General features: G+C 33.6%; 6 protein-coding genes. 2 read left to right on the plus strand and 4 right to left on the minus strand.

Annotated elements, in window-relative coordinates:
* Positions 1 to 275: 275 nt before the first annotated feature.
* The 4 genes from BC961_RS14515 to dinB form a co-directional block, all read right to left on the minus strand.
* Positions 276 to 3,536, minus strand: a complete 3,261-nt coding sequence (locus tag BC961_RS14515; RefSeq protein WP_121926585.1) for a polysaccharide lyase family 8 super-sandwich domain-containing protein — start codon at positions 3,534 to 3,536, stop codon at positions 276 to 278.
* A gap of 794 nt (positions 3,537 to 4,330) precedes the next feature.
* Positions 4,331 to 4,891, minus strand: coding sequence for a DUF6642 family protein (locus BC961_RS14520; RefSeq protein WP_121926586.1), 561 nt, complete (start codon positions 4,889 to 4,891; stop codon positions 4,331 to 4,333).
* Positions 4,892 to 5,061: 170 nt separating this feature from the next.
* Positions 5,062 to 8,115, minus strand: coding sequence for a DNA polymerase III subunit alpha (locus tag BC961_RS14525; protein WP_121926587.1), 3,054 nt, complete (start codon positions 8,113 to 8,115; stop codon positions 5,062 to 5,064).
* Positions 8,105 to 9,271, minus strand: coding sequence for a DNA polymerase IV (dinB, locus tag BC961_RS14530; RefSeq protein ID WP_121926588.1), 1,167 nt, complete (start codon positions 9,269 to 9,271; stop codon positions 8,105 to 8,107). The genes BC961_RS14525 and dinB overlap by 11 nt, the downstream gene beginning before the upstream one ends.
* A gap of 83 nt (positions 9,272 to 9,354) precedes the next feature.
* Here dinB and BC961_RS14535 point away from each other — a divergent pair, with 83 nt between their 5' ends.
* Both BC961_RS14535 and BC961_RS14540 read left to right on the plus strand, forming a co-directional pair.
* The gene (locus tag BC961_RS14535) at positions 9,355 to 10,131 is read left to right on the plus strand and encodes an XRE family transcriptional regulator (protein WP_121926589.1); all 777 of its coding nucleotides are present in this window, start codon (positions 9,355 to 9,357) and stop codon (positions 10,129 to 10,131) included.
* Positions 10,132 to 10,305: 174 nt separating this feature from the next.
* Entirely contained in the window at positions 10,306 to 11,697 is a 1,392-nt protein-coding gene (locus BC961_RS14540) for an exonuclease domain-containing protein (protein ID WP_121926590.1), read from the plus strand.
* The last annotated feature ends 8 nt before the right edge of the window (positions 11,698 to 11,705 follow it).

Raw genomic sequence — 11,705 nt, forward strand, 5'->3', positions numbered from 1 at the left:
TGAGTATTTTTTTTTTTTCATAATTTTGATTTTTTTAAGTTATATTTATAAAGTTAAAATTGATTTTGAAGGCTAGTTCTTTAAAAGGCTCAAGATTTTTTTTAAATAAATCATACTGCTTATTTTAATGCTATTGCTTAATTTACATCTGTTCGAGAGCATACATTATTTATTATAGTACAAAATAATATTTATATAATGATATTTCATATAAACTTCTAATAGTTCACATGAATTTGATTTAATTGATTTTTTTAATTGATTTTTTTAATTGATTACTTTTTAATAATCAGCTTTTTAGTAACTGTTCGATTATCGTCAAGTTGTAATTTTAAAAAATATATACCTTCTTGTATGTTGGAGACGTTTATCTGATTTCCAGGCTTATCAACTGTTTTTATCTGCTGACCCAACATAGATATAATAGTTGCTGTTTTAACATTATTACTTTCAATACCATTGATAGTAAGAATGTCTTTAGCAGGATTAGGAAAAATTGTTATACCTGATTTATCAAATTCTTGCGTGCTTAATATCGCATTAGTTAATATTATTTCTTTTGCCAATCCATCAACAAGTGTAAACTCAATAACAGTTTTAGTAGAGTTGGAAGATACTAATTGGACACCAGGATAAGAAGTGCTTAATGACCATTCTCCTAGAAGTGTAACCTGTCTCGTTGTTTGTGGTTTAGGAGTCCTGGCTTGGTATACAAATCCAAGATCAGGATTGTCAATAGACAGTAGTAAAGAACTATTTGCTTGATCGAACTGTGTCATCAATAAACACGAACCATTTACTTCGTTAACAAAATTATAAGTTAAATTGGTGGCTGCATTAAAAAATGCATATCCCCAAATCTTTTTTGCAATGTGCTCAACAATATGCGCAGTAGCATTTTTCTGGTGAACTATGTATGGTTTATTTGAACTTTGAATTGCCAAGTCTAGTGCCTGCATTTCAGAGGAGTTGCTACTAGGTTTTAAAACGTATTCATAACCTTTGTTAGTAGGATTAGCACCGTGATTAATATACCCAGTCCAGTAATCAACTATTGGATTAGTTGGAGCACTAAGAGTTAGCGAACTTGTCCAAGTTTGATTTTGGTTAGGAGTTTGTTGCGCTTCTTTTTTTATAACAATATTGTCGTTACCAGAAACTAGATAAAATCCTGTTCCATAGTTATCTACAAAATAATTATTTGCGCTTGCACCACTATAACTCATTGTTCCTGAGGTTTCTGTTGTTCCGTTAGTATTTACGCTAAATCCTTTATTATTCATTCGTTGGAACAAAGTTGTTATTGTTTCATTGGATCCTGAGCCACTATTAGTAATCCCTGAACCCAAACAAACAATAATATCATCGAAGAAAAAATTAGATTTTTTGAATGTAAAAGTACTGTTGTGGTTTTTTACTCCAGCGCTATAGTTAGTTTTAAATCCTTGGTTTGCATCTTCTTGGAAATCCATTGCAAACATTCCAAAATTGCCATGAATTGCATTTAATAATTCACTATTTTTATTTTTTAAGCTTATGGATCCAACAAATCTTTTTTGCTGCCTTTCGTCTAAGCGTGACCATTCTCCATGTAATTTGTCCCAAGGCAACTTGATTACAGTTGTACCAGGATTGAAATTCCAATCCCATGCAGAAGACGACGTATTAATAGTAAGATCTTGACCATTTCCATCTGTCTTGTTGCCTGGATAAATAACTTCTAATGCGCCATAACTTTGGTAACGACCATATCTATTCTGGTTTTCGTATGCCTCAGCTCCCCACATATTATCTGAAAATCCTTTAGTAAATACTAGCGTTTTTGTGTTCTCGTATCTAAACGCACCGGCCATTGCATGATTAAATTGGAAAAAACCACTTTCAAAAGCTGCTTTTGTGCTGTAGTTAAATTGTGAGTCTACTCCAAATATCCTATTATATATTCCTGCAAGAACTGGATCAGCTGTTGATAATCCTAAAATAGAGCCACCTGCAATGGCTAATTTTTTAAATTGATCTTTAGATAATGGATTCGTTCTGTTTTGAGGGTTTCGTCCTGCTGTCGACATAGCTTGAGTACCCGTACGTTGAGTACCTGTTGGGTTTGGAGTTCCAGTAAAAAAATAGTCGTTGGACTGTATATACTGAGCGTAAAAAGCATCACGAAAAACCTTGTAATTTTCTTGTTCTACTTGAAAATCCGTTGCGCTTAAATAGGATAGAATATCAGCGGCAGCATTAAAAGAATACATATAATTATTGTAAGCAACCCAATGGTGAAAGCCTGTGCCATCTTGTTTTATACCGTCTGCGCTTCCTACTGTGTAACTGAAAAAACGATTCATGAAACGTTTGTATGCACGCATGTATCGGTAACGTTCGTCTGGGGTATCTTGCCATAAACTATATGCTAACATAACATCTCCAATGCCGTATACCAAATCTGTGATAATTGTACCATTAGCTTGTTGATAAGTAGAGTCATAACCTGGAACCCAAAAATGCGCAAAGTCTTCAGAATGTTTGTAAAGTGTGTAGGCAAATAGATTTTGTACTTGTGGATCTAGAATATCTTTAACTAAAACAGTTGGTCTAGCAAAATCTTCATAATCATACAATTGAACATCTATAGGGAATGGAGGAGTAGTGCCCACATTTTTTTCACAAAATTGTTTTGAAACCCACCAAACCGTATTGTTGAATTTAGTTTTGATGTCTCTAGGGTCTGGATTAGGTGGATTAGATTTTAAATATTGTGCAAAAGTTTTTAAAAATGTCAAGCCTTGAAAAGAAGTTAAAGTTTTACCGTTAATAGTTCCGCCTGATACAACTATATTTAAAGCGTCATAAGCAGTTACAGCATTATCCATGTTTATTATACTGGGTGCAGAAGTCCCTAAATAATTATCAGAAAACTTTCTTACACTCAGTTTAATTTGGTCTTCAATAACTGTACTCGAAGTTATTAACGGTAAGTCCGGATAAATTGTAAATGGGCAAGACCCAGCTACTGTTATATTATCTGCTAAAATTAAATTATCAATAGCGAAGTCTCTAGCTGTTGCGCCATCATCGTTTCTGATATATCGTATTTGCAACTCGCCACCATTGTCTCCAGCTGTTGGAGTGTAGTTTAGTACAGTTTTTAAAGCTGGAGAGGTTTTTGAAGCATACTGAATGTTTGGCGATGCTGTATTTAAATTTGTGTAAATAGTATTATTTTTCCTCCACAATTCAATTTTTAAGGACACAAAAGACAAATTGGGGTTGTAAGTATAGGTGCTAATTGATATTGCTTTCCCTTTTTGCATAGCACCACCAAATGTATAAGCGGCTCCTTGTCCTACAACAACTGACTGGCCGTTTACTAATAAGGCACCATCTGCAATACCATCTCCATTATCTCCATCGCTAAATACCGTACTTAAAATTGTATTTCCAATTGCACTCCAAGATCCAGAAGTTGTATTTACTTGCGCGAAGGTGCTAGTAGTTATTAATAATAATAGTAGTAATAAAGTGTAAAGTTGTTTCATTTCTGATTATTTAAGGTATTATTTTGTTCAATATTTTTTTAAATGCTTGACTGCTCTTATTCTTTTAATCATTTAATTATGTAAGAAAATATCTTTTAAATATTATGCTTATATTATAGCTATTATTAGTAATTATATCTTTTTTTTTAACAGTAAAATTCATTTAAATGGATTTTATCTAACAAATGTATATAAAGATAATTTTAAAGACAAGCAAAAGTAAAAAAAAATGTGCTCGAGAACATATTTTTATTTCGAAGGCAATGTTAACACCTTTAAATAAATACAATAATTGTTTAAAAAGTTTAATGTGCTGACCCTAAACAATTTATTCAAGTAAAAAGAGAACATACTACTTTCTAGTATTTTGATTATAATATTTCTGAATAATGAAAATCGATTCTACTCAAATGCTATTTAGTAATGAAATTTGAGTTTTAGTAGATACCTCTGTATTTTGGAATACATTGAATTAAGTAAACCTTCTGTATTAGAAACTATTTTGAATAAAGAATCGAAATTTGACTCATTATAATTTATAATTTAAAAATAGAAGGGATGAGTTTTTAATTTTTCTATAAAAGATTTAACAGAATTGATTTTTAACCCAAAATTAAATTTGAAAGGTTTATCTCTGGTATAGATTTTTTTTATCCTTTGTAGAATGATAGAATACCAATGTAAAAGTTTATAAGAAGATAGTTTATTTTAATACCATAAAAAAAACAATCCTAAACAAGATGATATTCCTTAATATTTGTATGAATAAGATTTAGTCTAATGAAGGAGTTATTTTAGTAATAAAGCCGGAAATCAAGGAGTTTGCACATCGCATAGAATTTCTGATGTAATTCTTCAACAACTTGAATTAAATCATCGTCCTCTTGACATAAGCTAAAAAACACTTTATCGAGATGAATACTACTTACATTATCAAATTCTGCTCCATAACCTGAAATAGCACGTGCTCCAGTTACGTCAATAAAATACTGTGCTTCATCGTTACTTAAGTCTAAAACTTTTTCATTTGCAAAATGTACAATTTTGCCTTTTAATTTCCCTTCAAAAATTTCCGCTATTTCTTCCAGACTGTAATAATAATCGTGAATACAAATAGAGTTTTCTTGGCCTTGCATTACTAAATAGATGATTTCGTAATCTTTAAAATTATGATCATCGTACAATAAAGCGCCTAAACTTTCTTCTAATCCTTCAATAGTATCACAAGTTTTATAAATACTTGTTACACCTTGATTCATGGCTAATAGTTCCAAATGTTCAACTACTTCAGTGGTGGTATGAGTTTCTATGTCTGGGACGGCTTCGAGGCAGAAAATAAATTTATCCTGATCCATTTTATTGTTTTAAGGGGCTTTTATGCTAAGAACAAATATATGTTTTATGATGGAAAAGTGCTAATGTTCTTCCTCCAAAACCAACGATTTACAGCAATATATAATGAAATAGAATAACTTGTTAATTGGTGAAATATTCTCATTTTCACTTCTATTCTTAATTTAAAACCTTATTTAATACTCATCTTATGTCTAGGTAAATTAATGTCTTGAGGGTAAGGCGCCCGACTAGTCATACTTACATCTTCCTTAATTTGCTGATGGGTTTTGTATTGTCTTTCATTAGAATTCGAATAACGTGGATCAGGAATGAAAGGCATTTTAGCCATTTTAGAAATAGTAATAGTAGGGAAGTGATAATCGACTTCGACAGTGCCTAATAGTAAATAGCAACCGCCACCTTGAAAAGGATATTGCTTTAAACTATTAGGAAAATGTGCTGTGTCAAAAAAGTGTCCTTCAGCATCAACCCAAGTGCCAAAAAACATAGCACCCATTTTAGTAGGAACGTGTTTTCGAGAGATAAGATAGGCTAGCATTTTGACCGTTTTCTTGTGGTAATGCAATAAATCTTTAGACAACACATCTCCGCGATATTTCGTTTGCAGTAAGTCAAAAGGCGAACAAGAAACTGGGAAACTCAATAGTTCTATTTCATCAAAAGCATCTTCAAATGGAGAGCGTTCGAGTACCGGTAGCTCGTATTCCTTAACCGGTTCTTGAATTAACATTAAATTCCGATTTTCAGGTTTAAAATTCACTAATATTAATCTCGCTATAACTAGTAATTGATTTTTTGTTTGACCCGTAAAATGAAAAGCACCAATGAAAATTAATAATTGAATTCCCTCAATCCCTATTGGAATGCGATTGATAAAATCTTCTAACGATTTGTATTTTCCATTCTTTTCGCGTTCTAGAACAATATGATGTGCCACTTTGGCTTCAAGCCCTTCTAGATGCATTAAACCCAGAAAAACTTGAATTCCGTAAACAGTTGCTTCATAATCACTGTTGTTTACGCAAGGAGTATTTATAATTCCACCTGACATTTTTGCTTCGTGTACATACACTTCTGTACGATAGAAACCACCTTGATTGTTGATAACTGCCACCATAAATTCTACGGGATAATTCACTTTCAAAAATAAACTTTGATAACTTTCTACGGCATAAGAAGCGGAATGCGCCTTGCAAAAGGAATAACCTGCAAAGGATTCAATCTGGCGATAAATTTCTTGACTGAGTGCTTCGGGATGCCCTTTTTGTTGGCAACAAGCAAAAAAGTTATCTTTTACTTTTTGTAAGGCGGCTGCCGAACGTCCTTTGCCACTCATTGCACGTCGCAGAATATCACCATCAGATGCGGGAACTCCTGCAAAGTGAAGCGCAATCTTGATAACATCTTCCTGATACACCATAATGCCGTAAGTTTCGCCTAATTGCTCCTTAAAAACGGCATGAAAATATTCGAACTGTTCAGGATGATTGTGCCTGAAAATATATTCTTTCATCATTCCACTTTGAGCAACACCAGGACGAATGATTGATGATGCGGCTACGAGTGTTTTGTAATTGTCGCATTTTAATCTTCGCAATAAACCTCGCATAGCAGGACTTTCTATATAAAAACAGCCAATAGTATTTCCAATACTTAAATAGTCGTTGCACTTTGCTTCATTTTTTGATAATTCGGTGTCTCGAATATTGATGTCAATACCTCGATTTTTTTTGATCAGTTTTACCGAATCATCGATGTGACCAATACCGCGCTGACTTAAAATATCAAATTTTTCAAAACCAATATCCTCAGCAACATGCATGTCAAAAAGTACGATGGGGAATCCTTTAGGAGGCATTTCTAAAACCGTGTAATTTGTAATAGGTTCCTCAGAAATTAATATGCCACAAGAGTGCATGCTGCGTTGATTGGGATATTTTTCGAGCAACATTCCATATTTTTGTACTAATGCAACTATCGAATTAGTGTCGTGCAGTTGCATTGGGTTTTTAGCAAGCGCATCCAATTCTTCTTTGGGTAAACCAAAAACTTTCCCGACTTCCCTAAAAATCGAGCGGTATTTAAATTCTACATTGGTTCCGCAAAAAGCAACATGTTCTCGACCATATCGATTAAAAATATATTCGAGGATTACATCCCGTTCTTTCCAACTCCAATCAATATCAAAATCAGGCGGACTTTTGCGGTTGAGGTTTAAGAAACGCTCAAAGTATAAATCGAGTTCAAGCGGACAAATAGCCGTAATTCCTAAACAGTAACTCACAATGCTATTAGCGCCACTACCGCGACCAATGTGCATAAAACCCATACTATTGCTATATCGAATAATATCCCAAGTGATTAAAAAATAGCCGCTAAATTTCAACTCATGTATAACTTTTAATTCCTTTTCAACTCTGGCTTTAGCCAATGGATTATTGTTGCCATATTTTTTTATCAATCCTTGATTAGCAAGACTGGTTAGGAGTTGGATATCATTATCACTACTCTCCGTATAATTAATTTTATTTTTTGGTGTTTTAAAATCAAATTCAAAGTTGCATTCTTCAATGATATTTTCTGTATTTTTAATAATTTGTGGATATTCACTAAACTTCATTAGCAACTCTTCTAGCGGAATCATCGTCTCTGAAGTTGTACAATAATCCGCTGGAGTAAGTTTTGATAAAATGATATTAGTGTCAATAGCCCGCAATATTTTATGTAGGTTAAATTCTTTTTTAGTGCGGAATGTTACCGGTTGCAAAACAACCATTCTATCTACTTTTTGGTTCCATTTCGAATGAAAAAGCAACGGAAGTTGTTCAGGACGTATGCCTAAAAATTCAAAATTTAGAAAGTTATCAGGAGCATTTTCGAAAGGATAAATTACAGTCACATTTTCAAATTCAGGTGCGCAATTGGGTAGGGGAGTTCCATCAAAATTATGTTTAGTCAAAAACCGATTCATCTCAGCAAGACCTTTTGCATTTTTAGCTAACCCAATGTAAAGCAGTTTATTATTATATCTAAATTCGATGCCTACGATTGGTTTTATGTTTACCGCTTGGCATTCTTTTATAAAATCATAAATTCCAGTAACGGTATTAATATCCGTTAGCGCCATCGCTTTTACATTAGATTGTACCCCAAGTTGCACTAAATCAGTTAATGGAATAGTGCCGTAACGTAGGCTGTGATAGGAATGACAATTAAGGTACATCTTTATGTTTTGTTTTTAAGCTGGCGCCAGCACAGCGATTAATTGCATCAAAACCATAACGTCTTTTCATTTTGTCCATCGCTTGATAAAGGGACAGCATTTCCTCCGTATCTTCAAATAAATTAATTTGGTAGGTACCGCGAACTAAACCGCTGAAGCGAATACCAACTAATCGCAACCGCATCCGGCGTTGGTATAATTTGTCAAATAAGTCAGTTACGGCTCTTGTCAGAGTGTGATCGGCAGATGTGTAGGCGATTTTAGCTTGTTTTGTTTCGGTATCAAAATTTGCATAGCGTATTTTTATGACTACTGTTGAGGTAAGCCATTCTTCAGATCGCAACTGAAAAGCTAATTTTTCGACCATACCTATTAAGATTGATTTTAGATTTTTAATATCAATTGTATCTTGTATAAAAGTATGTTCTGTCGAAATTGATTTTCGTTCTGTGTAAGGTTCAACGGGATTATTGTCAATTCCATTGGCTTTTTTCCATAGTTCTAAACCATTTTTGCCTATCATTCGTTGTAATACTTCAGCGGGCATTTCTGAAAGTGTTTGTATGTTTCGAATGCCAATGCGCGATAATAATTGAAAAGTCACATCGCCCACCATAGGAATTTTTTGAATCGAAAGCGGATTTAAAAAAGGCTGCACCATGGCTTCAGGAATTTCTAATCTTCCTACTGGTTTTGATTCGCCTGTTCCAATTTTAGAAACTGTTTTATTGACCGATAAAGCAAAGCTAATGGGTAGTCCAGTTTCTTTTGTAACAGATTGTGCTAGTTCATTTGTCCATTGGTAACAACCATAAAACTTATCCATTCCTGTAATATCTAGATAGAATTCATCGATGCTTGCTTTTTCTACAATAGGTGCTTTTTCTTCGATCACTTGAGTGACATCATGTGATAATTTAGAATATAATTCCATATCGCCTTTCATCACTTTTGCTTGTGGGCAAAGCCGAAGAGCCATTTTGATAGGCATGGCTGAACGAACCCCAAAAGTCCTAGCTTCATAGGAACAAGAAGCCACAACACCACGTTCTCCACCTCCAATAATTAATGGTAAACCATTTAATTTAGAGTTGGTTAATCTTTCGCAGGATACAAAAAAAGTATCTAGATCCATATGTACAATTGCGCGTGCCATTTGGTTTTATTTAGTTTACAAAATTAGTACAGATAATAACATTTTTGTCTATATTTGCTGTTACAAATTATAACAAAGTCGTTATGTCCTTATTTTCAGACAATATCAGAGCCCTGCGTGTAAAGCATAAAATCTCACAGGAAAAAGTAGCCGAAAGCCTTATGATTACTAGGGGCCGTTATGTGAAGTACGAAGACGGAACTTCAGAAGCGCCTTATGAAATCTTGAAGAAAATGGCACAGTATTACCAGATAAGTATTGATTTATTACTATCTGTTGATGTGCGTAAAATTGAAGTCAGTGATTTATTAAAACTCGAAAATAACCGACTGATTTTGCCTATTCAAGTAGATCAAATGGGAGAAAACCGAATTGAAGTAGTGACTCAAACGGTAAAAGCAGGTTATCTAAATGGGTATGCTGATCCCGAATATATTGAACAATTACAACAAATTTCATTACCGTTTTTAGGCGTAGGCAAATACCGTGGTTTTCCTGTTGAAGGGGATTCTATGCCACCGCATCAGGACGGCGATATTATCGTGGGTAGTTATGTAGAACGCTTAGGCGAAGTTCTAGATGGGAAAACTTATATTTTGATTACTAGGAGCGAAGGGATGGTGTATAAACGACTCAATAAAAATAAGAAAAATGCTTTAGTGGTAGCATCTGATAATTATTTCTATCCGCCTTATGAAGTCAAAGCGTCTGATATTTTAGAAATTTGGGAATACCAATGTAGCATTGCCCGAAGCGATAGAAAAACAGAAGCCTTAGAAAGTGATACCATTAAAAATATGTTTGTAGAATTGAAACGAGACATCAAAGAAGTGAAAAACAGTATTGGTCTTACTAATTAATTTATTCGAAATCAAAAGTGGCACAATTTTTAGGTTTACACTAAAACTTAAATGTTCTATTTAATTCAAATGAGTTTAACCATATAATTATTTTATTCTAAATTATTTCTAAAATTAAAGTTGGAGAACTTTTGCTTTCAAATACAAACGAGAGTATAACTCAGTATTAAAAAAATGAAAAATCAGGAATACGCAATCGTAGATATTGAAACTACAGGAGGTAATGCAAGTCACAGCCGCATAACTGAAATCGCTATTATTATACATGATGGAACAAAAGTGATTGACCGTTGGGAAACACTTGTAAATCCGCAAAAAAATATACCGCCAGCTATTTTTGCGCTGACTGGTATTACAAACGAAATGGTTATTGATGCGCCAACTTTTGATATTATTTCAGATAAAGTTTTTGAACTACTGTCTGATCGAGTTTTTGTTGCCCATAATGTCAATTTTGATTACTCATTTGTACGTCATGAATTAGAAAGCGCAGGACTTAAATGGACTGCTAAAAAATTATGTACCGTCAGAGCTTCTCGAAAAATTAGACCAGGAATGCTTTCGTACAGTTTGGGCCGACTTTGTAAATCTCTAGATATTGATTTGGAAAATCGTCACCGCGCTGGAGGTGACGCTGATGCAACGGCAATTTTGTTTACTAAATTGTTAGAATGGGATACGGAGAAAGAGATGGATAAAATGATCAAGAAAACATCTCAAGATCAAAGACTCCCACCAAATTTACCTCCAGAGGATTTTGACCAATTACCTGAAAAACCAGGTGTTTATTATTTTTATGATGAACATAAAAAAGTAGTCTATGTAGGCAAAGCGGTTAACTTAAAAAAACGAGTTGCTTCCCATTTTGGTGGGCATAAAATCACACCACAAAGACAAAATTTCTTACGGGATATACACGCAATTTCTTTTGAAGTTTGTGGTACTGAATTAATGGCTTTATTATTAGAATGCACCGAAATAAAACAATTGTGGCCCATTCATAATAAAGCATTAAAAAAGTTTGAACCTAAATTTGGTTTCTTCGAATATGAAGCTAGAAACGGATATCGGTACTTAGCCATTGGTAAACTAGCTAAAAATCAAAATTGTATTGAAACTTTTGATAGTATTTATAGCGGGATCAATTTATTGCAAGAATTAGCTGCAAAGTTCGAAATCGATAATCGCTTTTGTAAGTATGGAAGTTTATCAGATGGTGCATTTATGGCGCCGAATGATTCCACAGATTTACCAGAAATAGAACAGCACAACGACCAAGTTCAAGCAGCCATAGATTCTTATTTAAATAGTAGACAAAGTTTTGCTATTATTGATAAAGGTCGTACAAAAGAAGAACGCAGTTGTATTTGGGTTGAAAAAGGACATTTTTACGGAATGGGTTATATCGATATGGATGTTGTAGTCAATAATCCATCAGAAGTAAAAGAACATTTAACACCTTATAAAACGAATCAATATATTATGCAATTAATTTTTGCGTTTGCAAAGAAGTACCCAAGAAATGTACATCTTCAAAAAGACGATTTAATGGATGTAGAGGATTAAAAATTTTT

The organism is Flavobacterium weaverense, assembly GCF_003688495.1.
In the GTDB taxonomy this organism is placed as follows: Bacteria; Bacteroidota; Bacteroidia; order Flavobacteriales; family Flavobacteriaceae; genus Flavobacterium; species Flavobacterium weaverense.